Genomic DNA, 25624 nt, shown 5'->3' with positions numbered 1-25624 from the left:
ATTTGCTTTTCCACGCGCGAAACGACATGGTCGCGGCTTGACGGAAAGGCCCAGCATCTGTGACTGATACCGCGTTGGACCTTACGGCCTGCGATCGGGAGCCCATACACATTCCCGGCGCGATCCAGCCGCACGGGCTGTTGCTCGTCGCCGATGCGGCGAGCCTGCGCGTCGTTGCGGGCGCGGGCGATATCGAGACGCGGCTGACCCCCGACTGGCTGGGCGCAGACCTCGCGACGCTGATCGGCCAGGACGTTGCCGCGCTGCTGGCGGAGCGATCGGGGCGCGGCAGCATGATCGGCGCTGCCGTCGGCACGCTGGTCGCGGGTACCAGCGAGCAGTTCCACATGGTCCTGCATGCGAGCGAGGAACACGTCCTCGTCGAGCTCGAGCCCGCCACGACGGCGCCGTCGAGCGCCGCGACTGTGCTCGGCTGGCTGGATTCGATGGCGACCGCGTTCGAGCGGTCGGGCAATCTCCAGGCGCTGTGCGAGCAGGCGGCGGTCGCGTTCCGGACTCTGACCGGGTTCGATCGCGTCATGGTCTATCGCTTTCTCGACGATGAATCAGGGCGCGTGATGGCGGAAGATCGCGATCCCGCGTTGCACAGCTTCCTCAACCATCATTTTCCTGCGACCGACATCCCGAAACAGGCGCGCGCGCTGTATGTCCGTAACCGGACGCGCGCGATCCCGCATGCGGTCTATACACCCGCGATCCTGCGCCCCGCCGGGTTCGAGAGGCTCGACCTGAGCGACGTCGCGCTGCGCAGTGTGTCGCCGATCCATCTGCGCTACATGACCAACATGGGCGTCGCGGCGTCCGCGTCGATCTCGATCGTCAAGGACGGGCTGTTGTGGGGGATGATCGCCTGCCACAGCATGACGCCGCGGACGCTGGCGCCCGATATCCGCGCGACCGCGAGCACGCTGGCGAGCAGCCTCGCCCGACAGATCCGCGCGAAGGAGGAGGCCGAGGGATACCGCGAACGCCTGCGGCTGCGGTCGGTGGAAGACGTCGTCGTGCTCAAGATGGCCACCGAGGGCAGCGCACAGCGGACCGCGGCGGCGGTCGGCGACGACCTGCGCCGGATGCTGGCGAGCGACGGCTTCGCGCTCGTCCAGCACGGCGCGGTGCAGCGCGACGGCCAGTGTCCGGACGACAGAGACGTACTGGACCTGGTCGAGTGGATCCGCAGCCGCGGGACAGGCGACATCGTTGCGACGCATGCGCTGTCGACGCTCTACCCGCCTGCGGAACGCTATCGGTCGAAGGCGAGCGGGCTGCTTGCGATGCCGCTGATCGACGAGGGCGCGGTGCTGTTGTGGTTCCGCGCCGAGCGGATCACCGAGATCGAATGGGCAGGCAATCCGCATAAGGCGACGTCGGGCGATCCCGCTGAACAGCTGACGCCGCGCACGTCGTTCGCGTCATGGACCGAAGAGGTGCGCGGCGAATCGCGGCGCTGGTCGCTCGAGGAGATCGAGGCCGGCTATCGCCTGCGTCGGATGTTCCACGACAGCTATGCGAGCAACCGGATGCGCGCGCTCAACCGCGAATTGCAGCGGACGCTGGCCGAAAAGGACGTGCTGATCGAGCAGAAGGACGTCCTGATGAAGGAGGTCAATCACCGTGTGCAGAACAGCCTGCAGATGGTCTCCGCGTTTCTCGCACTGCAGGCCAAGGCGGCGGGCGACGCCAACGTCACCGCGCATCTTGCCGAGGCGCAGGCACGGCTGTCTGCGGTCGCGCTGGTGCATCGGCGCCTGTACCGCGACGACCAGGTCCAGTCGGTCGACCTCGCGCGCTATCTTGAGGAACTGGCGGGCGACATGAAGGGGACGCTGGGGCAGGAATGGGGCGCGCAGATGCGGCTCGACCTGGCACCGGTGCTGATGCCGACCGACCGTGCGGTCAATGTCGGGCTGATCCTGACCGAGCTCGTCATCAATGCCAGCAAATATGCTTATGGCGGACAGCCCGGGCCGATCCTGATCGCGCTCGAGCAATATCGCAACCAGATCCGGCTGATCGTCGCGGACAAGGGCGTTGGTCAGACCGGCACGCGCGTCGGGTTCGGCAGCCGGATGATGAACGCGGTGGTCGGACGTCTGTCGGGATCGATCGCGCAGCAGGACAACATGCCCGGGCTACGCGTGATCATGACCGCCCCGATCGAGGATTGAGGCTTAGCGCGCGGCGGCGGCGCGGCGGTACAGGTCGAAGGTCGCGCGCGCGCCGGTGATCGCCTCGTCGATCCAGACGTCCGATCCCGCAAGCGTCGCAGCGTTGTCGAGCGCGCCGAGCAGCTCGCGCCATTCGCCCGACAGATGCCGCGCGCCGAGATAGGCGATCGGAAGCCCGTCGGGCACGGTGCGCGCAAGCATGATGCCGCCGAGCCGCGACCCTTCCACGACATAGAGCGCGCCCCAGGCGGCGGCGTCGCCCGCGGGCAGCGCGAAGGGCAGCGGTGGCGGCATCGCCTCGTCCAGCGCCGCGAGGTCGGCGGCGAGGAGGGGCGTGCGGGGGCGGAAGGGGGGCAGGCCCGGGACGGCGGCGAGCGCGTCCTCGGCTGCAGGAAGCGCGCGCGCGTGCGCATGGAGGAACGCGCGATAGCTGTCGGGCGCGGCGAGGTCGAAGTTGCCATAGGCTGTGTCGACGCGGTCGTGATCGCCGCCGGTCTCGCTGCGCAGCGCGGCGACGATCGAGCGTGGCGGGTCGTTCAGCAGCATCGGCCACCGCCCTTGCCGCCGTAGCGCGCCTGTTCGCGGTCACGGAAGAACGCCGCGGGATCCATCGCCGCATGGCCGGGGTGATTCTCGGCCATGTGCTGCAGATAGGCGGCGTAGGAGGGCTGGCCGACCATCATCAGCGCGGTCTCCCGCGCGCGTGCCAGCAGATGCCGGATCCGCGGCGTCATTCGGCCGGGACCAGCATGGGCGGAACCTCGGTCACGGTCGGGCGATCGACCTTCAGCGCCGCGCGGCAGCTGCGGATGCCGAAGGCAAGGATCGACACGACGACGCCGAGGAACAGCGCGATCAGCGCCGCGTCGATGCGGTCGTTGAAGATGATCCGCTGCATCTCCGCCATCGTCTTGGCGGGCGCCAGGATCTCGCCGCGCGCCGCAGCGTCCGCGAACTTGGACGCATGCGCGAGGAAGCCGACCTTCGGATCGCTCGAGAACAGCTTCAGCAGCCCCGCGGTGATCGTGCACAGGCACAGCCATGCGGCGGGCAGGATCGTCACCCAGGCATAACGCTGGCGCTTCATCCGGAACAGCACGACCGTGGCCAGGATTAGCGCGACCGCGGCGAGCATCTGGTTCGAGATGCCGAATAGCGGCCACAGCGTGTTCACGCCGCCGAGTGGATCGGTGACGCCCTGATAGAGGAAGAAACCCCAGGCCGTGACGCACAGCGCGGTCGCGACGATGCCCGGCCCGATCGCCGAGGCATTGCGGAACGACGGCACCACGAGCCCGATCAGGTCCTGCAGCATGAAGCGCCCGGCGCGCGTGCCGGCATCGACCGCGGTCAGGATGAACAGCGCCTCGAACAGGATCGCGAAGTGGTACCAGAACGCCTTCATCGCCTGACCACCGATCAGGTTGCTGAAGATCTCCGCCATCGCGACCGCCAGCGTCGGCGCGCCGCCGGTGCGGCTGATGATCGTCGTCTCACCGACATCGCGCGCGGCCTGCGCCAGCGCTTCTGGCGTGATTGCAAAGCCCATGTTGGTGACCGCGGCGGCCGCCGACGCCGCGTCGGTGCCGAGCACCGCGGCGGGGCTGTTCATCGCGAAGTAGATGCCGGGATCGAGGATCGTCGCGCCGACCAGCGCCATGATCGCGACGAAGCTTTCCATCAGCATCGCGCCATAGCCGATGAACGGCGCGTCACCTTCGCTGGCGATCAGCTTGGGCGTGGTGCCGCTGGCGATCAGCGCGTGGAAGCCAGAGACTGCACCACAGGCGATCGTGATGAACAGGAACGGGAACAGCCCGCCCGACCAGACCGGACCACTGCCGTCGATGAACTTGGTGAGCGCGGGCATGCGCAGCGGCGGTGCGACGACCGCAATGCCGATAGCCAGCGCGACGATCGCGCCGATCTTGAGAAAGGTCGACAGATAGTCACGCGGGGCGAGCAGCAGCCAGACCGGCAGAACCGACGCGACCGCGCCGTATCCGACCATCAGGATGCACAGCTGGACCGGGGTCAGCGTGAAGACCGGGCCCCAGAAGGCGGACTCGGCGACCTGGCCGCCATAGACGATCGCGAGCAGCAGCCCGATGACGCCGAGGATCGAGACTTCGCCAATGCGCCCCGGACGGATCCAGCGCGTGTAGATCCCCATCGCGACGGCGAGCGGGATCGTCGCCGCGACGGTGAACAGCCCCCAGGGGCTGCCCGCGAGCGCGCGCACGACGATCAGCGCGAGCACCGCGAGGATGATGACCATGATCGCAAAGGCACCGATCAGCGCGATCGTGCCTGCCACCGCACCCATTTCCATGCGGATCAGCTCGCCGAGCGACCGCCCGTCGCGGCGCATCGAGATGAACAGGATCATGAAGTCCTGCACCGCGCCTGCGAGCACGACGCCGGCGAGGATCCAGAGCGTGCCGGGGAGATAGCCCATCTGCGCGGCGAGCACCGGCCCGACCAGCGGTCCGGCGCCGGCGATCGCGGCGAAATGGTGACCGAACAGGACGTTGCGGTCGGTCGCGACATAATCGAGCCCGTCCGCGCGGCGGATGGCCGGGGTCGGCCGCGTCGCATCGAGCTGCATGACGTTGCGCGCGATATAGCGGGCGTAGAAGCGATAGGCGATCAAATTGACCGAGACCGACGCGGCGACAATCCACAGCGCGTTGACATGCTCGCCGCGCTGGAACGCCACCACCGCGAGCGCGCACGCCCCGAGCAGGCTCATCGCACCCCAGCCGATCTTTTCGCGTAACGTCATGCGGTTGCTCCCCCGTCCGGTCCTTGTACCAGCCATCGCGGATTTGGCGGAGGAGCGCTAGGGGGGAGCGCTTGGGGGAGCCGCCTCAGACCTGCGAGTGGTGGCCCTTCAGCTCGTCGCCGACGATCCGCACGACATGCAGCACGTTGGTCGAACCCGGCGTACGGAACGGCACGCCCGCGAGCACGATCACGCGGTCGCCCGCCTTCGCCATGCCGTGGCGCAGCGCCATGCGCTTCGACTTGGCGACCATGTCCTCGAACGACTCGACGTCGCGGGTGTGGACCGCATGCGTGCCCCACAACAGGCCGAGGCGGCGCGCAGTGTCCTGGCTCGGCGTCAGCACCAGCAGCGGCACCGAAGGCCGCTCGCGCGCGATCCGCCGTGCGGTCGAGCCCGAGGTGGTGAAGCAGATGATCGCGACCGCAGATACCGTCGCGGCGATGTTCTTCGCCGCCTCGGCCAGCGCGTCGGCCGTCGTCGGATCGGGCTTCATCACGGTGAAGTGCATGCGGTCGCCATGCTCGGGATCGGCCTCGACCGACACGCCGATCGCGTCCATCATCGCGACCGATTCGACCGGCCATGCGCCCGCGGCGCTTTCCGCCGACAGCATGATCGCATCGGCACCGTCATAGACCGCGGTCGCGACGTCCGAGACCTCGGCACGCGTCGGCGAGGGCGAGGTGATCATCGATTCGAGCATCTGCGTTGCGACCACGACCGGGCGGCCCATGCGACGCGACACCTCGACGATGCGCTTCTGCAGCGGCGGCACCGCCTGCGGGGGCATTTCGACACCGAGATCGCCGCGCGCGACCATCACGCCGTCGCACGCCTCGACGATCTCCTCGAGCCGCTCGATCGCGGCGGGCTTCTCGATCTTTGCGAGCAGTGCGGCCTTGCCGCCGATCAGCTTGCGTGCCTCCCACAGATCCTCGGGGCGCTGGACGAACGACAGCGCGATCCAGTCGACTCCCTGGTCGACCGCGAAGTCGAGATCGCTGCGGTCCTTCTCGGTCAGCGCGGCCATCGGCAGGACGACGTCGGGGACGTTCAGCCCCTTGTTGTTCGACAGCGCACCGCCGACCTCGACGCGCGTCGTGATCTCGCGCGGGCTGTGCGACACGACGCGCAGGACGAGCTTGCCGTCGTCGAGCAGCAGGCGCGCGCCCGGCTCGATCGCGGCGAAGATCTCGTCATGCGGCAGCTCGACGCGGGTCGCATCGCCCGGCGTCGTGTCGCGGTCGAGCACGAAGGTCGAGCCGGTTTCGAGCACCGTGCGGCCGCCGTCGAACTTGCCGACGCGCAGCTTGGGCCCCTGAAGATCGGCGAGGATCGTCGAAGGACGACGATATTGCTTCTCCAACGCGCGAATCGCCTGGATCACCGCGATCTTCGACTGCTGGTCGCCGTGGCTCATGTTGATGCGGAACGCGTCGGCGCCGGTGCGGAATAGCGTCGCGATCATCTCGGGCGTGCTGCTGGCAGGGCCTAGCGTCGCGAGGATGCGGACTTTGCGCGAGCGGGGTGCGATGGCCATGGTCATGCGTTGCGTTTCCTGGGGGAGGTCTTTGCCGCCACGGGCCTTAAACCCTATCTCGGTGGGATCAACTACGGAGCATACGAATGAACCACGATAGCGACACGCTGGACACACTCGACGATGCCGTAGCGGCGCAGGCCTTTCGCCGGCTGATCCGCCACCTGCGCCACCGCGACGATGCGCAGAATATCGACCTGATGGGTCTGGCGGGATTTTGCCGCAACTGCCTGTCCGACTGGGTCGAGGAGGCCGGTGGTCTCGACAAGGATGCGGCACGCGAGGCTGTGTACGGCATGCCCTATTCGCAGTGGAAGGCGCATCATCAGGGCGACGCCACGCCCGAGCAGCTCGAACGGATGAAGGCCAGCGTCGCCAAGAATGCGGTCGTCTGACCCGGGGTCGCTTGAGCCGCGAACGGTTACCGCCTAGACGCGGCGCCGCACTTGCAGCGGCGCGATTCATCGGTGGTCCTCGGGACCCCGGTCGCCGCATGCGGGTCTGTGTTTCGAGCGAATGGGGACGAGTATCATGACGGACGAACGCCAACACGGCATGGGCGGCGGCGCGGTCGCAGCGGACGAACTGCGCCTGCTGATCGAGCGCGCCGAGCGTCTCGAAGAAGAGAAGAAGGGTATCGCGGACGACATCAAGGACGTGATGGCCGAGGCCAAGGGCCGTGGCTACGACCCCAAGGCCATCCGCAAGATCCTGTCGATCCGCAAGAAGAAGAAGGAAGAATATCAGGAGGAGGAGGCGATCCTCGAGGTGTACCTCCAGGCTCTGGGGATGATCTGACGATCGGTCTCTGCGCGGTGTCTCCCTCGCGATGCGTCATCGACGCCGGGGTGGACGCCGCGTCAACGTCGACGCGGTACCAGTGAGCCATGCTCGTATCGATCGCGGCGGCGTCATTTCTGTTTCTGGTGATCAACGCGGTCACGGTCGCTGCGTTCGCGTTGGATAAGCGCCGATCGCTGGGTGGCGCATGGCGCATCCCCGAATCCCGTTTGCTCTGGTTCGCAGCGCTCGGTGGCAGCCCCGGCGCCTTCTGGGCGCGCCGTCGATTTCGCCACAAGACCCGCAAGCAGCCGTTCGTCGGCCGGCTGCAGATGATCGCGATCGTGCAGATCGGCGTGGTCGCCGGACTGGTCTTCGCTTTCGCGTTCTAGTTAAGCCGCATCTGCCGGCAGCGTCGTCCAGCCGAGTCCCGGGATCGTGATCGAGCGCTTGCCCGCCAGGTCTGTGCGGCAGACGATCAGGTTGCGGCTCTCGATATAGCCGATCAGGCGCTTCACCCGGCCAAGCGAGCTGGTGCCATAGGTCGCGGCGATGCGCGCGTCTGAGGGGCAGGGTTCGCCCTCGCGTGCGGCGCGTGCGACCAGCAGGAACGCGCCGAGCATGTCGTCGGGCAGCCCGCTGGCGACATCGAGCGCCGCGGTCCACGCCTCGTCGGTCATGTCGAAGATGCCGGCGCGCGCGCAGCTCAGCCGGCGGACGAAGCCCGGCAGATCGAGCGGGGGCTTGGCGAGGCCGCCCATCCGGCAGCGCACCTGGAAATCCTGGAACAGCACCGAGGGCGGGCGCAGCGTCGATTCGGGATCCTCGACGATCGCGCGGAACACGTCGGCATAGACCGCCTCGACCTCGTCGTCGGTCTTCTCGGGCGGCGGGGGCGCGGCGGTGCGCGGCTCGGGCGGGCGGGCGATACCGTCGAGCAGTTCGTCCGCCGGCACGCGCCGCGGCCGCGAATCGAAGAGCAGGCCGAGTTCGGGCGCGTCGACCACGGGCTCGGAGAGCAGGTCCTGCAGGTCCATCGGCGCGGCACTCGGCAGCGGGGTCAGCTTGGGGCTGCCGCTGCGCGCCGAGGTGGCGACGTCGCCGATCTTCACGGTGATGGGGCGGCGCGAGACCGCGGGGCCGAGCGCCATGAAGGTGCCGCGCTGGAGGTCGCGGATCGCCTCCGCCTGACGCCGCTCCATGCCGAGCAGATCGGCAGCGCGTGCCATGTCGATGTCGAGGAAGGTGCGGCCCATCAGGAAGTTCGACGCTTCCGCCGCGACGTTCTTGGCGAGCTTGGCCAGACGCTGAGTCGCGATCACGCCGGCGAGACCACGCTTGCGGCCGCGGCACATCAGGTTGGTCATCGCCGCCAGCGATGCGCGGCGGACCTCTTCGGACACTTCGCCGCCGGTGACGGGCGCGAACATCTGCGCCTCGTCGACGACCACCAGCACCGGATACCAATGCTCGCGCGGCGCATCGAACAGCGCGGAGAGGAACGATGCGGCACAGCGCATCTGCCCTTCGACCTCGAGTCCCTCGAGGCTGAGCACCGCGGACGTCCGGTGTTCGCGCAGGCGGGTGGCGATGCGCGCGATCTCGCGTTCGCTATAGTCGCCCGCCTCGATCACGACATGGCCATGCGGTCCCGCGAGCGTCACGAAATCGCCCTCCGGGTCGATCACGATCTGCTGTACATGCCCCGCCGACCGTTCGAGCAGGCGGCGCAGCAGATGCGATTTTCCCGATCCCGAATTGCCCTGCACCAGCAGGCGCGTGGCGAGAAGTTCCTCCAGGTCGACGCCGACGGCCGTACCATTGCCGTCGGTGCCCATATTCACGCTAACCGTCATGCCGCGCGTTTGGCAGGTGCGGGCGCATCGGGGCAAGGAGTCTTTCGCGGGTCTCGTCGCAAGCGCGGTTTTGCGCGCTGGCTTAATCCGCAATCGCGGTTACGCCTTTCGCCATGGCTACATCCTCTCCGCTCGACGATCTTTCGCACCGCCTGCTCGGCAAGCCCCCCGGCGAGCTCAACGACGAGCAGCGCCGCGTGCTCGCGGGGATCGAGGCGGGGACCACGGTCAGCCGCGACGCCGCCGACCTGGCCGACGAACGCGCTACGTTCGGCGAGCGGCTCTCGGACCGGGTTGCGGCGGTCGGTGGGTCGTGGGGGTTCATCATCGCGTTCACTGCGGTGCTGCTCGGCTGGATGATCCTCAATTCGGACATCCTCACGCATTTCAACGCGGCGTTCGATCCCTATCCCTACATCTTCCTCAACCTGCTGCTGTCGACGGTCGCGGCGATCCAGGCGCCGATCATCATGATGAGCCAGAACCGGCAATCGGCGAAGGACCGGCTCGCCGCGAGCCTCGATTACGAGACCAATCTGCGCGCCGAGCTCGACATTTTGCGCGTGCATCACAAGATCGACCATCTGGTGCTCGCGCGGCTCGACGCGATTGAGGGAAAAATCGATGCTCTGGCGAAATCGGGTGCCGGAGCCTAAGAGCGGCGCATCAGCTATAGAGGCACAGATGGCAGGCCATTCCAAATATAAGAACATCATGCATCGCAAGGGTGCGCAGGACAAGAAGCGCTCGTCGGCGTTCAGCAAGCTCAGCCGGGAAATCACGGTCGCGGCCAAGATGGGCCTGCCCGATGTTGACATGAACCCGCGCCTGCGCGCCGCGGTGAACGCGGCCAAGGCGGCGTCGCTGCCCAAGGAGAACATCCAGCGCTCGATCGACAAGGCGAGCCGCGGCGATGCCGAGAATTACGAAGAGATCCGCTATGAGGGCTTCGGGCCGGGCGGCGTGTCGCTGATCATCGAGGCACTGACCGACAACCGCAACCGTACCGCAACCAACGTGCGCGTCGCGGTCGGCAAGAATGGCGGTAACCTGGGTGCCGGCGGGTCGGTCAGCCATGCGTTCGACCGCGTCGGGCTCATTTCCTATCCGGCGAGCGCGGGCGATGCCGACACGGTGTTCGAGGCTGCGCTTGAGGCGGGGGCCGAGGACGTGACGTCGAGCGAGGACGGGCACGAGGTCTGGACCGCGCAGGGCGATCTGCACGAAGTCGCCAAGGCGCTCGAGGCGAAGCTCGGCGAGGCCGAGGGCGCGAAGCTCGCCTGGCGGCCGCAGACGATGGTCGCGGTCGATGCGGACGATGCGGCGACCTTGTTTAAGCTGATCGACGCGCTCGACGATGACGACGACGTGCAGACGGTGTGGGGCAATTACGAGATCTCGGACGAGATCATGGAGACGCTGGGTTGAGCCAGTGAGAAGGAAGATTGGTTCGCGCGGAGGCGCGGAGGCGCGGAGAGTGGCGCTTCGTGCATGCGTCCTCCGCGCCAGCGGCGTCACACCCGCAGGCATGCCCGATGGCGTGAAGGTCGCGCTTACGCGCGACAGCGGTCAGAAGCGCACCCCCTCCGCGCCTCCGCGCCTCCGCGCGAACCAGTCTTCTTTCTTCGCATGATCATCCTCGGACTAGACCCCGGCCTCGGCACCACGGGCTGGGGCGTCATTCGGGCGGATGGGAACCGGCTGAGCCATATTGCGAATGGCCAGATCCGGACCGATCCGTCGATGGCGCTGCCGCGGCGGTTGACGGCATTGTATTCGGCGTTGCTCGACGTGATCCGCGCCGAGCGACCCGATGGCGCCGCGGTCGAGGAGGTGCTCGGCAACACCAATGCGCAGTCGACGCTGAAGCTGGGGCAGGCGCGCGGCGTGGTGCTGCTCGCGGCGGCGGGGGCGGGGCTGCATATCGGCGAATACCACCCCTCGACCGTCAAGAAGGGCGTTGTCGGCACCGGCGGCGCGGACAAGAAACAGATCCAGGCGATGATGGCGGTGTTGCTGCCCGGTGCGAAACTCGCCGGCCCCGATGCCGCCGACGCGCTGGCGGTGGCGATCACGCACGCGCATCATGTCGCGAGCGCGGCGGCGCTGTCGCGACGCACGGGAGTAGGCGCATGATCGTCCATCTGAAGGGCCGGCTCGATTCGACCGGGATCGACCATGCGGTGATCGATGTCGGCGGGGTCGGCTATCTGGTCGGCGCGTCGGCGCGCACGCTGTCGGCACTCGGGCCGATCGGCGAGGCCTGCACCGTCTTCACCGAACTGCTGGTCGGCGAGGATTTCCAGCGGCTCGTCGGATTTTCGAGCGCGGACGAGCGCGACTGGTTCCGGTTGCTGACCGCGGTGCAGGGCGTCGGCGCGCGGGTTGCGCTCGCGATCCTGTCCGCGCTCGAACCCGTCGACCTGTCGCGGGCGATCGCCAGCGGCGACAAGGCGATGGTCGCGCGCGCGAACGGCGTCGGGCCGAAGCTCGCCCAGCGTATCGTCATGGAATTGAAGGACAAGGTCGGCGGGATCGCGCTCGGGCTCGGGCCCGCGGTGGTCAATGCGGCGCCGGGCGCGTCGGCGGATGCGGTGTCGGCGATGCTCAACCTGGGCTTCCGGCCCGCTGAGGCGAGCGTCGCGGTGGCGGCGGCGGACGAGGAACTGGGGCCGGGCGCGACGCTCGACGCGCTCGTCCGGCTGGCGCTGCGCAAGGCGTCAAAGCCCTAGTCTCAGTCGGTCTTGGGCCGTTTGGCGGACCGGCGGGGCGCGGGGCCGGGGCCGAACGCGTCGAGCGCGTCGGCATTGGTGCGGCCCCAGTCGTAGAGCAGATTGACCGGCTCGACGAACCGCCTGCCGAGCGGCGTCAGGCGATATTCGACCGCGGGGGGCATCGTCGCGAGTACGTCGCGCAAGATCAGCCCGCTGGTCTCCATGTCGCGCAGCGTCTGCGTCAGCATCTTCTTCGAAATGCCGGGCAGGCTGCGGTGGAGGACGCCGGTGCGCGCGCCGCCCTCGTGCCGCGCGTCGAGCGTGTGGAGGACCATGCTCGTCCATTTGGTCGCAAACAGGTCGAGCACCCGGCGCGGTGCGCAGTCCTCGCGCCAGTCGTCGGCAACCGGGGCGGGATCGTGATCGGGGGGCGTTGTCATACTGGGTCCCTGAACGTCGCTGGGTCCCAAAAGGTGCCCGGAGCCCCGAATGGTGCCGTCTAGAACGCGTCGCGGGCGATGCCTAGCTACTGCATTCAAGTGAAACGGAGAATGACGATGGCCCGGACGGCATTGGTGGTTGGCACGAGCGGTATTGTCGGCAGCGCGACGGCGGCGCTGCTGATCGAACAGGGATGGACGGTCCATGGCCTCGCGCGGCGTCCGTCTGACCAGCCCGGCGTGCACCCGGTCGCCGCCGACCTGACCGATGCGGCAGGCACCGCCGCCGCGCTAAAGGATCTGGCGCCCGACGCGGTGTTCGTTTCGACCTGGTCGCGCCAGGCGACCGAGGCGGAGAATATCCGCGTCAACGGCGCGATGGTCCGCAACCTGCTCGACGGCCTGCGTCCCGCCAAGTCGGTGCGGCATGTCGCGCTGGTGACGGGCCTGAAGCATTATCTCGGGCCGTTCGAGGCGTATGGTAAGGGCGTGCTGCCGCAGACGCCGTTCCGCGAGGAGCAGGGCCGGCTCGAGGTCGAGAACTTCTATTATGCGCAGGAGGACGAGGTGTTCGCCGCGGCCGAACGTGACGGCTTCAGCTGGAGCGTGCATCGTCCGCATACGGTGATCGGCAAGGCGGTCGGCAATGCGATGAACATGGGGACGACGCTGGCGGCCTATGCGACCCTGTGCCGCGAGACCGGGCGGCCGTTCCGCTTTCCGGGATCGGCGGCGCAGTGGAACGGGCTGACCGACATGACCGACGCGCGGCAGCTCGCAGCGCAGCTCGTCTGGGCGACGACGACGCCCGAGGCGGCGAACCAGGACTTCAACATCGTCAATGGCGACGTGTTCCGCTGGAGCTGGATGTGGTCGCGCATCGCGGACTGGTTCGGGATCGAGGCGGCGCCGTTCGACGGGACGGTCGTGCCGCTCGAAGAGCAGATGGCGGACGACGCGGTGGTGTGGCAGCGGATCGCAGAGCGCGAGGGGCTGGTCGAGGCCGATCTCACGCGTCTCGCCTCGCCGTGGCACACCGACGCCGATCTCGGCCGGCCGATCGAGGTCGTCACCGACATGGGCAAGAGCCGGCGGATGGGCTTTACGCGCTACCAGCCGACCGACGACGCGTTCTTCGACCTCTTCGCACAGCTCCGCGCGGACCGGCTGATCCCGTGAATCGGATAGACCGGTCGGGCGGGACGCGCGCGACGGGGTGACAGGGGCGGGCGTGAACGGGTAGGGAACGGGCTTGATGACCGATGCCGAACGCCTGCTCACGCCAGCCCGCCGCCCCGAGGACGTGGATGCGGCGCTGCGCCCCAAGAATCTCGACGAATTCGTCGGGCAGAAGGCCGCGCGCGAGAATCTGCGGATCTTCATCCAGGCGGCCAAGGCACGCGGCGATGCGCTCGACCATGTGCTGTTCTTCGGGCCGCCGGGACTCGGCAAGACCACGCTCGCGCAGATCGTCGCGCGAGAGATGGGGGTGGGGTTCCGCGCCACTTCGGGGCCGGTGATCGCCAAGTCGGGCGACCTCGCCGCGCTGCTGACCAATCTCGAGGATGGCGACGTGCTGTTCATCGACGAGATCCACCGGTTGCAGCCCGCGGTCGAGGAGGTGCTGTATCCGGCGATGGAGGACCGCGCGCTCGACCTGATGATTGGCGAGGGGCCCTCGGCACGCAGCGTGCGGATCGACCTGCCGCGCTTTACTCTGGTCGGCGCGACGACGCGGCAGGGGCTGTTGACGACGCCGCTGCGCGATCGCTTCGGCATCCCGGTGCGGCTGCAATTCTATACTGTCGATGAGCTTGAACGCGTGGTGACGCGTGCGGCTGGGCTGCTCGGGCTCGCGATTTCGAAGGACGGGGCGATGGAGGTGGCGCGGCGCGCACGCGGCACGCCGCGCATCGCCGGGCGGCTGCTCCGCCGGGTTCGCGACTTTGCCGATGTCGCGGGCGCCGAGATCGTCGACGCGCGTACCGCCGACGCCGCGCTCAACCGGCTCGAGGTCGATGCGCTGGGGCTCGACGCGATGGACCGGCGCTATCTGATGATGATCGCCGACATTTATCGCGGCGGGCCGGTCGGGGTCGAAACGCTGGCGGCAGGCCTCAGCGAACCGCGCGATACGATCGAGGAGGTGATCGAGCCCTATCTGATCCAGCTCGGCCTGGTCGCGCGGACCGCGCGCGGGCGGTGCATGAACGCGGGCGGCTGGAAGCATCTCGGACTCAGCCCCCCGGTCGGGAGCCAGGACGGGCTGTTCGACGTTTGAGGCGGGGCATGCAGCAATGACGTTCGACCGGGCTTGCGCAGAAGAATACTTTTGTTGCGTGGCACCCAAGCGCTTGATCTGGTAGCTCCTCCCCATGCCCGTTTCGGCCGCCGCCTCCGCCCGCGAGATCCTCACCAGCCTTCACGACGTGATGGCCGCGCGCACGACCGCGCAAGCCAAGCTTAATTCGGTCGTCGGCATCATCGCCGCGGCGATCGATAGCGAGGTCTGTTCGATCTACCTCCTGCGCGAGGGCGTGCTCGAGCTGTTCGCGACGCGCGGCCTTGCGCAGGAGGCGGTGCACGTCACCAAGCTGGCGCTGGGCGAGGGGCTGGTCGGCACGATTGCGCAGCAGGTCGAGGTGCTCAATCTCGACGAGGCGGCGAGCCATCCCGATTTCGCCTACAAGCCCGAGACCGGCGAGGAGCGCTATCACAGCTTTGCCGGGGTTCCGATCATCCGGCGTGAACGCGCGGTCGGCGTTCTTGCAGTGCAGCATGCCGAAACGCGCAAATATCAGGACGTCGAGATCGAGGCGCTGCAGACCGTCGCGATGGTGCTGAGCGAGCTGATCGCCAATGCCGGGCTGATCGACACCGCGGGCGGCGGGTCGGATCGCCCGCAGTCGACCGCGGCGATGCGGATCCCGGGGCAGAAGCTGGTCGACGGGATGGGCGCGGGCTTTGCCGTGTTCCACCAGCCGCGCATCCATATCGAGCATACCGTCGCCGAGGACACCGATGCCGAGCGGCACCGCGTCTATGCCGCGTTCGACAAGATGCGCGAAGGCATCGAGCGAATGACGCGCGAGGCCGAGTTCGGCGTCGGCGGCGAGCATGAGGAGGTCCTCGAGACCTACAAGATGTTCGCCTATGACGAGGGCTGGGCGCGGCGGATCAACGAGGCGATCGATTCCGGGCTGACCGCCGAGGCGGCGATCGAGCGCGTCCAGCAGCGCACCCGCCAGCGGATGCGGCAGATCGACGATCCGCTGCTCGCCGACCGGATGCACGATCTGGAGGATCTGGCGAACCGCCTGCTGCGGATCGTGTCGGGCCAGATGGGTACCGCGGCGCAGATGGGGCTCAGGCAGGACACGATCCTGATCGCGCGTAATCTGGGGCCGGCCGAATTGCTCGAATATGACAAGCGCCGGTTGAAGGGGGTAATCCTTGAGGAAGGGTCGCTCACCGCGCATGTCACGATCGTCGCGCGGGCGATGGGCGTGCCGGTGCTCGGCCGTGTCCGCGACGTCCGGCGGCTGATCGCCGAGGGCGACCTGCTGCTGCTCGACAGTGCCGACGCCAATGTGTTCGCGCGGCCCTCCGCGGCGATGGAGGAGGCGTTCGAGGCACGGCTTGCGCTGCGGCAGAAGCGCAGGGCGGCGTTTGCGGCGCTGCGCGACGTGCCGCCGATCACGAAGGATGGCCACCGGCTGACGCTGATGGTCAATGCCGGGCTGCGCGACGATGCGGCCGCGCTCGACATCACCGGCGCGGACGGGATCGGCCTGTTCAGGACCGAATTCCAGTTTCTCGTATCCGCGACGCTGCCGCAGCGCGAGCGCCAGCAGCGGCTGTACCGCGAGGTACTGGAGGTGGCGGGCGATCGGCCGGTGATCTTCCGGACCGTCGATATCGGCGGCGACAAGGCGCTGCCCTATCTCAACAAGGCCGCCGCGGATGAGGAAAATCCGGCGATGGGCTGGCGCGCGCTGCGGCTGGGGCTCGAGCGCGACGGACTGATGAAGGTGCAGGCGCGCGCGCTATTGGAAGCAGCGGCGGGGCGCACGCTCAACGTCATGTTCCCGATGGTCAGCGAGCCCTGGGAGTTCGACGAGGCCAAGGCGCTGTTCGAGGCGCAGCGGAGCTGGCTGGCGGGGCGCGGGCGCAAGCTGCCGACGACGATCCGCTACGGCGCGATGCTCGAGGTGCCAGCGCTTGCCGAGATGCTCGACATCCTGCTGCCCAAGATCCAGTTCCTGTCGGTCGGCACCAATGACCTGACACAGTTCCTGTTTGCCGCCGACCGCGCCAATCCCAAGCTCGCCGAGCGCTATGACTGGCTGAGCCCGTCGATTTTGCGGTTCCTTGCCCGGCTCGTCGAGCCTGCGCGCGCGGCCGGTGTCGATCTCGGCGTGTGCGGCGAGATGGGCGGGCGTCCGCTCGAGGCGATGGCGCTGGCGGGGATCGGGATCGACCGGCTGTCGATCACCCCGGCGGCGGTCGGGCCGATCAAGGCGATGGCGCGCTCGCTCGATCTGGCGGCGATCACCGCGAAGATGACGGCCCTGCTCGCCGATCCACCGCGCGACATGCGCGCCGTGCTGACCGACTGGGCAACGGAAAACGGTGTCGAGCTGGCCTGACGCGCGGGTTTCGCTAGGGCCTTCGCGTTGACATGGGTTATTGGCTCTGGAACATGACCCGCCTTGATGGGCGCGCGCTACAGCCCATAATCGGAGACAAGAATGGACGACGTCGCAACCGGGCAGATCCCTCCGCCCGCCTCGCCCGAACGGGCCGGCGATATCCTGCGTGCAACGCGCGAGGCACAGGGGCTGACGATCGCCGATGTCGGGGGCCGGACGCGCGTGCCGCTGCGGCATCTCGAGGCGATCGAGGCGTCTGATTACGCGACTTTGCCGTCGTCGACCTATGCGGTCGGGTTCGCTAAGGCCTATGCCCGCGCGGTCGGCGCGGACGAGGTGCGGGTGGCCAATCTCGTGCGCGCCGAGCTCGGCAAGATCGTGCGCCGCACGCCCGAATACGAACCCTATGAAATGTCCGATCCGTCGCGCGTACCCTCGCGCGGCGTTGCGGTGATCGCGCTCGGCATCGCGCTGGCCGTGCTGATCCTGGTCGGCATCTGGTACGGGACCGACCTGTTCCGTGGCGGCGCGACCACGTCCGGGTCTGCGGCGGGATCGGTGGCGACGGTCGCCGAAGTGCCCAGCCCGACGCCGGCCTCCCCCGCAGCGACGCCCGCGGCGCCGGCGCTGGAGACCGGGCAGGTCACGCTTGCCGCGACCGACGAGGTGTGGATGCGCGTCTATGATGCCGACAACAAGACGCTGTATCTGGGGACGATGAAGGCCGGCGACCGGTTCGACGTGCCGCGCGACGCGAAGGATCCGATGATCAACGTCGGTCGCCCGGACAAGCTGACGGTCACGCTCAACGGCTCGAACGTGCCGCCGCTGGGAACCGGCGAACGCGCGATCAAGGACGTCCGCGTCGGCGCCCCGGCGATTGCCGCACGGCTGAACGGCGCGCCTGCCGCGAGCGGTGGCGATGCCGTCGCCGAGGGGGCACCGGGCAATGCATCGGGAACGCCTTAAGGCTGGCGACAGGAATGATGTTGCAGCTATATCGCTCGTCTTATCCAGTGCCCCGGGGGGTATAGCCCATGCATAAGTCCATCATCGTCGGCATTCTGCTTGCCGGTGCATCGCTGCCCGTCGCGGCATCCGCACAGTCGAACGTCGAAGGTCGTGTCGGCAAGCTCGAAAGCGAGATGCGCGCGGTCCAGCGCAAGGTGTTCCCGGGCGGGGCAGGGCAGCTGCTGCAGCCCGAGGTGACGGGTCCGCAGACGACCGCAGGCCCCGGTCCTGGCACGCCCGCCACCAGCGCGGTCGCCGATCTGGCGCAGCGCGTGACCTCGCTCGAACAGCAGATTGCGTCGATGACCGGGCAGGTCGAGCAGACCGAGTACAAGATCCGCCAGCTGCAGGAGCAGTTCGACGCGTATCGGCGTGCAACCGACGACCGGATGAAGCTGATCGAGGCCGCCCGGACGAACAGCGCGCCCGGTGCAGCCGGAACGGCCGTCGAGGGCACGGGGGGGCCGGACGAGGACGCCGGGCCGCCGGCGCGGCCATCGGGGGCCACCGCCGCCGCGCGGCCAGCAAACGCAGTCGAGAAGCCGTCGACCGGCAATCCGGCCGAGGACGAGTATCTCTACGGCTATCGGCTGTGGGCGGCCAAGAGCTATGCCGAGGCGCAGACGCAGCTGAAGAAGGTGGTCGCGACCTATCCGAAGGACCGGCGCGCGAGCTATGCACAGAATCTGCTCGGCCGCGCCTATCTCGACGAGGGCAAGCCGAGCCTCGCGTCGATGGCATTCTACGACAATTACAAGAAGATGCCCGATGGTGAGCGGGCGTCCGAAAGCCTCTATTATCTCGGCCAGTCGCTGACCAAGCTGAACAAGTCCGCCGATGCGTGCAAGGTGTATGACGAGCTCAACGACGTCTATGGCGCCAAGCTCTCACGCGACATGACCGCCAAGGTCGCTGCCGGACGAGCCACCGCCAAGTGCAAGTGAGCGCAGATCGCGGCGTGTGGTGGCCGGCAGGATGAGCGATCCTGTCCTCACCGAGGAGGCCCAGCGTTTTGCAGCGGAGGTTGCAAGGCTTGGCGCGGGGCTGACATCGCCCGTGCTCGCGGTGTCGGGCGGACCCGACAGCATGGCGATGCTGACGCTCGCGCAGGAATCGCTCGGGACTGGTTTCACCGTGGCCAGCGTCGACCATCGTCTGCGCCCCGAAGCCGCGGGCGAATCGGCGATGGTGGCGGCGCATTGCGCGACGTTCGGCATCCGCCACGCGACGCTGGCACCGACCGAGCCGATCACCGGGGCGAGCATTCAGGCGCAGGCGCGCACCGTCCGCTATGCGCTGCTCGCGGACCATGCGCGCGCGATCGGTGCGGGATGCGTGCTCACCGCGCACCATGCCGACGACCAGGCCGAGACGTTCCTGATGCGCGCCGCGCGCGGGTCGGGATTGGCGGGGCTGGCAGGCGTGCGCGCCCGGACCGAGGTCGCGGGCATCCCCGTCATCCGGCCGCTGCTCGACTGGCGCCGGGCGGAGCTTCGCGCGATCGTCCGCCGCGCCGAGGTGCCGTTCTTCGACGATCCGTCGAACCACGACGATCGGCATGACCGCACGCGGTTTCGTCGGTTGCTCGGCGCGAACGAATGGCTGGGCACCCCCAATCTGGCGCGCGCGGCCGCGGCACTGGCGGAGGCGGATGCCGATGTCCGCGCTGCGGTCGAATGGCTCTGGGCCGACCGTGCGAAAGTCGCGGCGGGCGAGGTCCGGCTGACCGTCGGCGACGTGCCGCGCGAGCTTTTGCGCCGCATGGTCCGGCGCGCGATCGGCGTGTTGCGCGACGCGGTGACGGAGGCTGCGCGCGATGGCGCCGAGCCGGACGCGGTTGCGGCGATCGAGGGCGACTGGAGCGCGGCGGTCAATATCGAACGGCTGCTCGATGCGTTGATCGCGGGCAAGCGCGCGACTCAGGCGGGGGTGATCGCATCGCCGCGCGCGGGCGTCTGGCGCTTCCGTCCCGCGCCGCCACGTCGCTCGGTGTAGATTCGTCCCGCGCGGACACATTGATTGCTGCCAAGTCGCGGCTTGTTCCATTGCCATTAACCTGCGCGCGCTTATCTTGTAGGTTCGAAAGGTATCCGGCACCCATGAACGACAATGACAATCGAGGGGACAACCGCGGCAACAAGCCACAGGGCCCCGAAAATGGCAGCCCGTGGATGAAGAGCCTGCTCATTTGGGTAGGCATTCTCGTCGCGCTGGCGCTGTTCGTGACCATGTTCGACGGCCGCACCGCGACCTCGAGCGGCAACACGATCGCCTATTCGGCGTTCCTCGACAAGGTCGACGAGGGCACCGTTAAGGACGTGAACATCTCGCGCGACATCATCTCGGGTACGTTGTCGAGCGGCGAGAAGTTCAAGGCCTATCCGATCCAGGACGCGACGCTGGTTCCCAAGCTGCGCGAAAAGGGCGTGGCGATCAGCGCGAAGCCCGAGGAAGGGCCGTCGATGCTGGCGCTGCTCCTCTATCAGTCGCTGCCGTTCCTGCTGTTCCTCGGCATCGCGTTTTTCGTCCTGAAGCAGATGCAGAAGAATTCCGGCTCTGGCGCGATGGGCTTCGGCAAGAGCCGCGCGAAGATGCTGACGCAAAAGGAAGGCAAGGTCACCTTTGCCGACGTCGCGGGCATCGACGAGGCGCGTGAGGAACTGGAAGAGATCGTCGAGTTCCTGAAGGATCCGACCAAGTTCGCCCGCCTCGGCGGCAAGATCCCCAAGGGCGCATTGCTGGTCGGCTCGCCGGGTACCGGCAAGACGCTGCTCGCCCGCGCGATCGCTGGCGAGGCGGGTGTGCCGTTCTTCACGATCTCGGGTTCCGATTTCGTCGAGATGTTCGTCGGCGTCGGCGCGAGCCGCGTGCGCGACATGTTCGAGCAGGCCAAGAAGTCCGCGCCGTGCATCGTCTTCATCGACGAGATCGACGCGGTCGGTCGCCACCGCGGTGCAGGCTTGGGCAACGGCAATGATGAGCGCGAGCAAACGCTGAACCAGCTGCTGGTCGAGATGGACGGCTTCGAGGCCAACGAAGGCATCATCATCATCGCCGCGACCAACCGTCCCGACGTGCTCGACCCTGCGCTGCTGCGTCCGGGCCGCTTCGATCGCCAGGTCGTCGTGCCGCGGCCGGATATCGAGGGCCGGATCAAGATTCTCGAAGTGCACATGAAGAAGGTGCCGCTGGCACCCGACGTCGATGCCCGCGTCATCGCACGTGGTACGCCGGGCTTCTCGGGTGCCGATCTCGCCAACCTCGTCAACGAGGCGGCGCTGCATGCGGCGCGCAAGGGCAAGCGCCTGGTGGCGATGGCCGAGTTCGAGGAGGCCAAGGACAAGGTCATGATGGGCGCCGAGCGTCGCTCCATGGTCATGACCGACGACGAGAAGCGGATGACCGCGTATCACGAGGCCGGCCATGCCGTCGTCGCGATGCACGAGGCCGCGTCGGATCCGATCCACAAGGCGACGATCATCCCGCGCGGTCGTGCGCTGGGCATGGTCATGCGTCTGCCCGAGCGTGACAGCTACAGCTATCACCGCGACAAGATGTACGCGAACCTCGCGGTGTCGATGGGTGGTCGTGTCGCCGAGGAGGTCATCTTCGGCTACGACAAGGTCTCGTCGGGCGCGAGCGGCGACATCCAGTACGCCACGGGTCTGGCACGCGACATGGTCACGCGTTGGGGCATGTCGGACAAGGTCGGGCCACTCGAATATGGCGAGCCCGAGGGTGAATCGTTCCTCGGTTACTCGTCGAGCCGTCCGTCGCGCATGTCGAACCAGACCGCGCAGCTGATCGACGACGAGATCAAGCGGATCGTCGAAGGCGGTCTCGATCGTGCCAAGCAGGTGCTGAGCGATCATGTCGACCAGCTCCACACGGTCGCGGGCGCGCTGCTCGAATATGAGACGCTGACGGGTGACGAGATCAAGCAGCTGATCGCTGGCGAAGATCTCGACCGGCCGGACCCGGGTGCGAAGGCAAGCCTCGTACCAAAGGCGGGGACGTCGATCCCCAAGACCCGGCGACCCAATGGGCCGTTCGGAACGCCGACCCCGCTAGGCGCCTGATCCGGTTCAGCGGCTAGTCAGCTAAATGCCTCCATGGGCGGTCTTTTCTTCGGAAAGGCCGCCCGTGTCGTATGTGCTTCCCAAGGCCGTGATTGCCGCGATGCTCGTGGGCGGGATGGCGATGCCCGCGTCCGCGGCGATGACCGTGGGGACGTTTCTCGCCCGCGCCAATGCGTTGCGCGATCAGGGGCCGATGGCGCTGATGTCGCCCGACTTCCCGGCACTTAAGGCCGAGGCGAAGGCCGCGACGACGCAGCTGAAGGCCGAACGTGCAACGCGCGCCGCGGCAGGCAAGCCGCCGATCGCCTGCGTCCCCGAGGGGGAGTCGGTGGGAATCATGGACATGCTCGACGGCCTGTCGGACTTGCCGGCGAGTTATCAGAAGCGGCCGTTGAAGGACGGCTATGCGCGCGTGCTGGCAAACTTATACCCGTGTCGGTGAGCGCGTGAGCCGGACGCGGAGAGGGGCTCGTCGAGGCGAGGCCAAGCAATCGCTGGCGGCCAGGTCTACTCCGTCAGGCCGTGCAGCAGGATCAGCACGACGAACGCGATCAGCACGGTGAACGCGAAGGTGAGCAGCGCGACGGTGCGCCATCCCGCCGAAACCTTGCCGAGCGCATAGGCACCACGGAGCTGCGCGAACATGTGGACCGGCGGGACGAGCAACCCCGCCATCACGATCCACCCGCTCGCCAGCCCCGCCATGCCGCCGAGCATCAGCGCGATCACCAGCAGCATCATGAACGCCAGCGAATAGGTCACGAAGATCGCGTGATCGTAGAGATGGTGCTTGCGGCGCCACAGGAACAGCAGTGCCATGAACGGCACCGAGAGCGGGATCAGCCCCCAGCTATATTTATAAGCGCTCGACTGAAGCTTGTAGATCATCAGGCGGGGATTGGCGTTCGCCTTGGCGATGCCATGGTCAAGCAGTGGCCAGCCGGTCTTCTTCACGTCGGTGAAGGTAAAATCGTCCGTGTCGCGTCTGGTCGTGCCGCTTGCGCTCGTCAGCGCGCGGATGCTGCCGCGCAGGACGAGTGCCTGCGTATCGAGATCGGTGGTCGATTGACCCGCGCGCACCGCGATCGCGCGGTCCCGCTCGATGCGGGCGAGCTCGCCACGGGCCTCGTCCAGCCCGCGTGCGAGTTCGGCGCGGTCGCGCGTCGTGGGGGCGGCGATCTGCTCGGTTATCTCGCCACCGACCACACCGATCGTCGCGAACATCAGGAAGACGGTAAACAGGAACAGCGCGAGCGGCGAGACGAACCGCGCGCGCTCGCCATTGACGTAGCGCCGAGTGAGCGTGCCGGGATGCAAGACGAGCAGCGGCAGCGTGCGCCAGATCTTGCCCTCGAAATGGAACACGCCATGCGCAATCTCATGCCCGATCGCGCCGAGCGACCGGTGGACATGCGCGGCCTGACCACAGGCATGGCAGTGCGCGCCGATCAGCGCGGTGCCGCAATTGAGACAGAGCGCGCCCGTTGCATGCGCCCTGCCGATTGCGGTCGATTCGCCCGCACATGGTTCGAACGCGCGTCCGACCAATGCCCCCGTGGCGATGTCCGCCGCTGCCCCCATGTCCCCGTTCATAACGCAAGCGTAACGCAGCCCGGGCGTTGGCGCGAGTCGGTTTGGCGTGATAGTCGGATGGCATGACCGACCTTCCCGACGCCGAGACGCACTCTGAAACCCTGATCGCCGACATGGGCGCGCGCGCGCGCGTCGCATCAGGCGTGCTCGCGGCGCTGCCGACTCCGCGCAAGGCCGCGGCGCTGGTGTCTGCGGCGGCGGCGCTGCGCGACGCAGCGGCGGCGATCGAGGCGGCGAACCGTGAGGATATGGCGCGCGCGGCCGCCGCGGGGCTGTCGGGGGCGCTGCTCGATCGGTTGCGGCTCGATCCCGGGCGGATCGCGGCGATGGCGGACGGCGTCGCCGCGGTTGCCGCGCTCGCCGATCCGGTCGGCCAGATCATGGATTCGCGCGCACGTCCCAATGGCCTCGTCCTCAGCCGGGTCCGCGTACCGATCGGCGTGATCGGGATCATCTATGAAAGCCGGCCGAACGTGACCGCCGACGCCGCGGCGTTGTGCGTAATGGCAGGCAATGCCGCGATCCTGCGCGGCGGATCGGAAGCCGTGGCGAGCAATCGCGCGATCCACGCCGCGTTGATCGAGGGCTTGGCCGCGGGCGGGGTCCCCGCGGACGCGGTGCAGCTGGTCCCGACCACCGACCGCGCGGCGGTCGGCGCGATGCTCAAGGCAGACGGCGCGATCGACCTGATCATCCCGCGCGGCGGCAAGAGCCTGGTCGCGCGCGTCCAGGCCGAGGCGCGCGTGCCGGTGCTCGCGCATCTCGACGGGATCAACCATGTCTATGTCGATGCGTCCGCGGACCCCGCGATGGCGGCGGCGGTGGTGGTCGATGCGAAGATGCGCCGGACCGGCATTTGCGGCGCGATGGAGACGCTGCTGATCGACCGCGGCTATGCTGGCGCGGCGTCGCTGATCCGCCATCTGGCCGATACAGGCTGTGTCGTGCGGGGCGATGCGGCTGCGATCGCGCTCGTGCCCGAAATCGCGGCGGCGGACGCGGCGGACTGGGATACCGAATATCTCGACGCGATCGCCGCGGTCGCGATCGTCGACGGACTGGACGGCGCGGTCGCGCATATCGCGCGGCACGGGTCGCACCATACCGATGCGATCGTCGCGGCCGATGCGGACGTCGCCGAGCGGTTTCTCGCGCAGGTCGACAGCGCGATCGTGCTGTGGAACGCCTCGACCCAGTTTGCCGATGGCGGCGAATTCGGGCTGGGTGCTGAGATCGGCATCGCCACCGGGCGGCTCCACGCGCGCGGCCCGGTCGCTCTCGAGGGGCTGACGACCTACAAGTGGATCGGGCGTGGCACGGGGCAGGTGCGCGGGTGAGGTGTCGGGCCGATCGGCGTCGCGCGTGACGCCATGACCCGCGTCGGCATTCTCGGCGGATCGTTCAACCCGGCGCACCGGGGGCACCGCGCGATCACGCTGTCGGCGATCGAGGCGCTCGCGCTCGACGAGGCGTGGTGGCTCGTCTCGCCGGGCAATCCGCTGAAAGAGGCGGCGCGCGACATGGCGCCGCTGTCCGCGCGGCTCGCCTCGGCGCGACGGATGGCGCGGCGCGCGCCGATCCGCGCCACCGATATCGAGACCCGGCTCCACACCCGCTACACGCTCGACACGATCCGCAAGCTCAGGCGGCGCCATCCGAAGATCCGCTTCATCTGGCTGATGGGTGCGGACAATCTCGCCGACTTCCACCGGTGGAAGAACTGGCGCGCGATCGCCCGCGAGGTTCCGATTGCGGTAATCGCTCGGCCGGGATATGACGGGCGCGCCCTCGCGGCCCCCGCGATGGGTTGGCTGCGGCGCTTCCAACGGCGCACAGACCATGCGAAGAGCTGGACGACGTGGAGATTGCCGGCCCTTGTGCTGTTGCGCTTCCGACCCGACCCGACCTCCGCAACCGGCCTGCGCGCCGAAAATCCCGACTGGTTCCAGCATGTTGCCGGGCCGGTAACCTGACCCAGGAGCTGA

25 protein-coding genes are annotated in these 25624 nt (G+C 68.0%); 18 read left to right on the top strand and 7 right to left on the bottom strand.

What is annotated here, in order from left to right:
• Positions 1 to 59 precede the first annotated feature (59 nt).
• Complete coding sequence (locus tag IFT87_RS15730) at positions 60 to 2186, top strand: histidine kinase dimerization/phosphoacceptor domain -containing protein (protein WP_037527927.1); 2127 nt, start codon at positions 60 to 62, stop codon at positions 2184 to 2186.
• A 3-nt stretch (positions 2187 to 2189) separates the two neighbouring features.
• Here the strand turns inward: IFT87_RS15730 and IFT87_RS15725 are convergent, their stop codons facing one another.
• The 4 genes from IFT87_RS15725 to pyk all read right to left on the bottom strand — a co-directional run bounded on the left by IFT87_RS15725 (position 2190) and on the right by pyk (position 6520).
• Positions 2190 to 2732: a biliverdin-producing heme oxygenase gene (locus tag IFT87_RS15725; protein ID WP_192191216.1), complete on the bottom strand. Its 543-nt coding sequence runs from the start codon at positions 2730 to 2732 to the stop codon at positions 2190 to 2192.
• The gene (locus IFT87_RS15720) at positions 2723 to 2920 is read right to left on the bottom strand and encodes a YbdD/YjiX family protein (RefSeq protein WP_037527929.1); all 198 of its coding nucleotides are present in this window, start codon (positions 2918 to 2920) and stop codon (positions 2723 to 2725) included. Before IFT87_RS15720 ends, IFT87_RS15725 begins: the two co-directional genes overlap by 10 nt.
• Positions 2917 to 4971 (bottom strand): carbon starvation CstA family protein, encoded by a 2055-nt coding sequence (locus IFT87_RS15715; RefSeq protein WP_192191215.1) that lies wholly within the window; start codon positions 4969 to 4971, stop codon positions 2917 to 2919. The genes IFT87_RS15720 and IFT87_RS15715 overlap by 4 nt, the downstream gene beginning before the upstream one ends.
• A gap of 85 nt (positions 4972 to 5056) precedes the next feature.
• Positions 5057 to 6520 carry a pyruvate kinase gene (gene pyk / locus IFT87_RS15710; RefSeq protein ID WP_056408891.1) on the bottom strand — a complete coding sequence of 488 codons (1464 nt, stop codon included), beginning with the start codon at positions 6518 to 6520 and terminating at the stop codon, positions 5057 to 5059.
• An 80-nt stretch (positions 6521 to 6600) separates the two neighbouring features.
• On the opposite strand from pyk, the gene IFT87_RS15705 reads away from it, so the two are divergent.
• The 3 genes from IFT87_RS15705 to IFT87_RS15695 all read left to right on the top strand — a co-directional run bounded on the left by IFT87_RS15705 (position 6601) and on the right by IFT87_RS15695 (position 7686).
• A complete protein-coding gene (locus IFT87_RS15705; protein WP_192191214.1) occupies positions 6601 to 6909 on the top strand; it encodes a DUF1244 domain-containing protein in 309 nt (102 codons plus the stop codon).
• 160 nt (positions 6910 to 7069) lie between these two features.
• The gene (locus IFT87_RS15700; protein WP_197975315.1) at positions 7070 to 7312 is read left to right on the top strand and encodes a DUF2312 domain-containing protein; all 243 of its coding nucleotides are present in this window, start codon (positions 7070 to 7072) and stop codon (positions 7310 to 7312) included.
• An 89-nt stretch (positions 7313 to 7401) separates the two neighbouring features.
• A complete protein-coding gene (locus IFT87_RS15695; RefSeq protein WP_031440323.1) occupies positions 7402 to 7686 on the top strand; it encodes a DUF1294 domain-containing protein in 285 nt (94 codons plus the stop codon).
• Here IFT87_RS15695 and IFT87_RS15690 read toward each other — a convergent pair whose 3' ends face one another.
• The gene (locus tag IFT87_RS15690) at positions 7687 to 9150 is read right to left on the bottom strand and encodes an ATP-binding protein (RefSeq protein ID WP_192191213.1); all 1464 of its coding nucleotides are present in this window, start codon (positions 9148 to 9150) and stop codon (positions 7687 to 7689) included.
• Between the two features lie 113 nt (positions 9151 to 9263).
• Between IFT87_RS15690 and IFT87_RS15685 the strand changes: the two genes are divergently transcribed.
• The 4 genes from IFT87_RS15685 (at position 9264) to ruvA (ending at position 11882) form a co-directional block, all read left to right on the top strand.
• The gene (locus tag IFT87_RS15685) at positions 9264 to 9806 is read left to right on the top strand and encodes a DUF1003 domain-containing protein (protein WP_107931587.1); all 543 of its coding nucleotides are present in this window, start codon (positions 9264 to 9266) and stop codon (positions 9804 to 9806) included.
• Between the two features lie 28 nt (positions 9807 to 9834).
• The gene (locus IFT87_RS15680; RefSeq protein ID WP_031395214.1) at positions 9835 to 10578 is read left to right on the top strand and encodes a YebC/PmpR family DNA-binding transcriptional regulator; all 744 of its coding nucleotides are present in this window, start codon (positions 9835 to 9837) and stop codon (positions 10576 to 10578) included.
• A gap of 201 nt (positions 10579 to 10779) precedes the next feature.
• Positions 10780 to 11286 (top strand): crossover junction endodeoxyribonuclease RuvC, encoded by a 507-nt coding sequence (gene ruvC, locus IFT87_RS15675; protein ID WP_031395213.1) that lies wholly within the window; start codon positions 10780 to 10782, stop codon positions 11284 to 11286.
• Positions 11283 to 11882, top strand: coding sequence for a Holliday junction branch migration protein RuvA (ruvA, locus tag IFT87_RS15670; protein WP_031440320.1), 600 nt, complete (start codon positions 11283 to 11285; stop codon positions 11880 to 11882). Before ruvC ends, ruvA begins: the two co-directional genes overlap by 4 nt.
• Before the next feature lie 2 nt (positions 11883 to 11884).
• On the opposite strand, the gene IFT87_RS15665 is transcribed toward ruvA, so the two are convergent.
• Positions 11885 to 12304, bottom strand: a complete 420-nt coding sequence (locus tag IFT87_RS15665) for a winged helix-turn-helix transcriptional regulator (RefSeq protein WP_052149327.1) — start codon at positions 12302 to 12304, stop codon at positions 11885 to 11887.
• A gap of 117 nt (positions 12305 to 12421) precedes the next feature.
• On the opposite strand from IFT87_RS15665, the gene IFT87_RS15660 reads away from it, so the two are divergent.
• The 8 genes from IFT87_RS15660 to IFT87_RS15625 all read left to right on the top strand — a co-directional run bounded on the left by IFT87_RS15660 (position 12422) and on the right by IFT87_RS15625 (position 22488).
• On the top strand, positions 12422 to 13483 hold the full coding sequence (locus IFT87_RS15660; protein WP_037532038.1) for an SDR family oxidoreductase: 1062 nt from the start codon (positions 12422 to 12424) through the stop codon (positions 13481 to 13483).
• Between the two features lie 76 nt (positions 13484 to 13559).
• Positions 13560 to 14585: a Holliday junction branch migration DNA helicase RuvB gene (ruvB, locus tag IFT87_RS15655; protein ID WP_192003246.1), complete on the top strand. Its 1026-nt coding sequence runs from the start codon at positions 13560 to 13562 to the stop codon at positions 14583 to 14585.
• Positions 14586 to 14679: 94 nt separating this feature from the next.
• Positions 14680 to 16953: a phosphoenolpyruvate--protein phosphotransferase gene (gene ptsP, locus IFT87_RS15650; protein WP_031396191.1), complete on the top strand. Its 2274-nt coding sequence runs from the start codon at positions 14680 to 14682 to the stop codon at positions 16951 to 16953.
• 102 nt (positions 16954 to 17055) lie between these two features.
• On the top strand, positions 17056 to 17925 hold the full coding sequence (locus tag IFT87_RS15645) for a helix-turn-helix domain-containing protein (protein WP_052149326.1): 870 nt from the start codon (positions 17056 to 17058) through the stop codon (positions 17923 to 17925).
• A 68-nt stretch (positions 17926 to 17993) separates the two neighbouring features.
• Positions 17994 to 18911 carry a YbgF trimerization domain-containing protein gene (locus IFT87_RS15640; protein ID WP_031440315.1) on the top strand — a complete coding sequence of 306 codons (918 nt, stop codon included), beginning with the start codon at positions 17994 to 17996 and terminating at the stop codon, positions 18909 to 18911.
• Positions 18912 to 18942: 31 nt separating this feature from the next.
• A complete protein-coding gene (tilS, locus tag IFT87_RS15635) occupies positions 18943 to 19962 on the top strand; it encodes a tRNA lysidine(34) synthetase TilS (RefSeq protein ID WP_192191212.1) in 1020 nt (339 codons plus the stop codon).
• A 104-nt stretch (positions 19963 to 20066) separates the two neighbouring features.
• Complete coding sequence (gene ftsH, locus IFT87_RS15630; RefSeq protein WP_031396187.1) at positions 20067 to 22046, top strand: ATP-dependent zinc metalloprotease FtsH; 1980 nt, start codon at positions 20067 to 20069, stop codon at positions 22044 to 22046.
• A gap of 64 nt (positions 22047 to 22110) precedes the next feature.
• Positions 22111 to 22488 carry a hypothetical protein gene (locus IFT87_RS15625; RefSeq protein ID WP_235188337.1) on the top strand — a complete coding sequence of 126 codons (378 nt, stop codon included), beginning with the start codon at positions 22111 to 22113 and terminating at the stop codon, positions 22486 to 22488.
• Positions 22489 to 22553: 65 nt separating this feature from the next.
• On the opposite strand, the gene IFT87_RS15620 is transcribed toward IFT87_RS15625, so the two are convergent.
• Positions 22554 to 23639 carry a DUF3667 domain-containing protein gene (locus tag IFT87_RS15620; RefSeq protein WP_192191211.1) on the bottom strand — a complete coding sequence of 362 codons (1086 nt, stop codon included), beginning with the start codon at positions 23637 to 23639 and terminating at the stop codon, positions 22554 to 22556.
• Between the two features lie 62 nt (positions 23640 to 23701).
• Here IFT87_RS15620 and IFT87_RS15615 point away from each other — a divergent pair, with 62 nt between their 5' ends.
• Both IFT87_RS15615 and IFT87_RS15610 read left to right on the top strand, forming a co-directional pair.
• Complete coding sequence (locus IFT87_RS15615; RefSeq protein WP_192191210.1) at positions 23702 to 24976, top strand: glutamate-5-semialdehyde dehydrogenase; 1275 nt, start codon at positions 23702 to 23704, stop codon at positions 24974 to 24976.
• 33 nt (positions 24977 to 25009) lie between these two features.
• Positions 25010 to 25612 carry a nicotinate-nucleotide adenylyltransferase gene (locus IFT87_RS15610; protein ID WP_031441652.1) on the top strand — a complete coding sequence of 201 codons (603 nt, stop codon included), beginning with the start codon at positions 25010 to 25012 and terminating at the stop codon, positions 25610 to 25612.
• The last annotated feature ends 12 nt before the right edge of the window (positions 25613 to 25624 follow it).

Origin of the sequence: Sphingomonas sp. CFBP 8765, assembly GCF_014841445.1 — a bacterium.
In the GTDB taxonomy this organism is placed as follows: domain Bacteria; phylum Pseudomonadota; class Alphaproteobacteria; order Sphingomonadales; family Sphingomonadaceae; genus Sphingomonas; species Sphingomonas aerolata.
The sequence above is the reverse complement of the archived record's forward strand: the minus strand, read 5'-3'. Positions and strand labels throughout refer to the sequence as shown.

What these genes read in the sequence shown, in the direction of transcription:
- IFT87_RS15725 (WP_192191216.1), bottom strand. Translation starts at nt 2,732, where the DNA reads ATGCTGCTGAACGACCCGCCACGCTCGATCGTCGCCGCGCTGCGCAGC.
- IFT87_RS15720 (WP_037527929.1), bottom strand. Translation starts at nt 2,920, where the DNA reads ATGACGCCGCGGATCCGGCATCTGCTGGCACGCGCGCGGGAGACCGCG.
- IFT87_RS15715 (WP_192191215.1), bottom strand. Translation starts at nt 4,971, where the DNA reads ATGACGTTACGCGAAAAGATCGGCTGGGGTGCGATGAGCCTGCTCGGG.
- pyk (WP_056408891.1), bottom strand. Translation starts at nt 6,520, where the DNA reads ATGACCATGGCCATCGCACCCCGCTCGCGCAAAGTCCGCATCCTCGCG.
- IFT87_RS15705 (WP_192191214.1), top strand. Translation starts at nt 6,601, where the DNA reads ATGAACCACGATAGCGACACGCTGGACACACTCGACGATGCCGTAGCG.
- IFT87_RS15700 (WP_197975315.1), top strand. Translation starts at nt 7,070, where the DNA reads ATGGGCGGCGGCGCGGTCGCAGCGGACGAACTGCGCCTGCTGATCGAG.
- IFT87_RS15695 (WP_031440323.1), top strand. Translation starts at nt 7,402, where the DNA reads ATGCTCGTATCGATCGCGGCGGCGTCATTTCTGTTTCTGGTGATCAAC.
- IFT87_RS15690 (WP_192191213.1), bottom strand. Translation starts at nt 9,150, where the DNA reads ATGACGGTTAGCGTGAATATGGGCACCGACGGCAATGGTACGGCCGTC.
- IFT87_RS15685 (WP_107931587.1), top strand. Translation starts at nt 9,264, where the DNA reads ATGGCTACATCCTCTCCGCTCGACGATCTTTCGCACCGCCTGCTCGGC.
- IFT87_RS15680 (WP_031395214.1), top strand. Translation starts at nt 9,835, where the DNA reads ATGGCAGGCCATTCCAAATATAAGAACATCATGCATCGCAAGGGTGCG.
- ruvC (WP_031395213.1), top strand. Translation starts at nt 10,780, where the DNA reads ATGATCATCCTCGGACTAGACCCCGGCCTCGGCACCACGGGCTGGGGC.
- ruvA (WP_031440320.1), top strand. Translation starts at nt 11,283, where the DNA reads ATGATCGTCCATCTGAAGGGCCGGCTCGATTCGACCGGGATCGACCAT.
- IFT87_RS15665 (WP_052149327.1), bottom strand. Translation starts at nt 12,304, where the DNA reads ATGACAACGCCCCCCGATCACGATCCCGCCCCGGTTGCCGACGACTGG.
- IFT87_RS15660 (WP_037532038.1), top strand. Translation starts at nt 12,422, where the DNA reads ATGGCCCGGACGGCATTGGTGGTTGGCACGAGCGGTATTGTCGGCAGC.
- ruvB (WP_192003246.1), top strand. Translation starts at nt 13,560, where the DNA reads ATGACCGATGCCGAACGCCTGCTCACGCCAGCCCGCCGCCCCGAGGAC.
- ptsP (WP_031396191.1), top strand. Translation starts at nt 14,680, where the DNA reads ATGCCCGTTTCGGCCGCCGCCTCCGCCCGCGAGATCCTCACCAGCCTT.
- IFT87_RS15645 (WP_052149326.1), top strand. Translation starts at nt 17,056, where the DNA reads ATGGACGACGTCGCAACCGGGCAGATCCCTCCGCCCGCCTCGCCCGAA.
- IFT87_RS15640 (WP_031440315.1), top strand. Translation starts at nt 17,994, where the DNA reads ATGCATAAGTCCATCATCGTCGGCATTCTGCTTGCCGGTGCATCGCTG.
- tilS (WP_192191212.1), top strand. Translation starts at nt 18,943, where the DNA reads ATGAGCGATCCTGTCCTCACCGAGGAGGCCCAGCGTTTTGCAGCGGAG.
- ftsH (WP_031396187.1), top strand. Translation starts at nt 20,067, where the DNA reads ATGAACGACAATGACAATCGAGGGGACAACCGCGGCAACAAGCCACAG.
- IFT87_RS15620 (WP_192191211.1), bottom strand. Translation starts at nt 23,639, where the DNA reads ATGAACGGGGACATGGGGGCAGCGGCGGACATCGCCACGGGGGCATTG.
- IFT87_RS15615 (WP_192191210.1), top strand. Translation starts at nt 23,702, where the DNA reads ATGACCGACCTTCCCGACGCCGAGACGCACTCTGAAACCCTGATCGCC.
- IFT87_RS15610 (WP_031441652.1), top strand. Translation starts at nt 25,010, where the DNA reads ATGACCCGCGTCGGCATTCTCGGCGGATCGTTCAACCCGGCGCACCGG.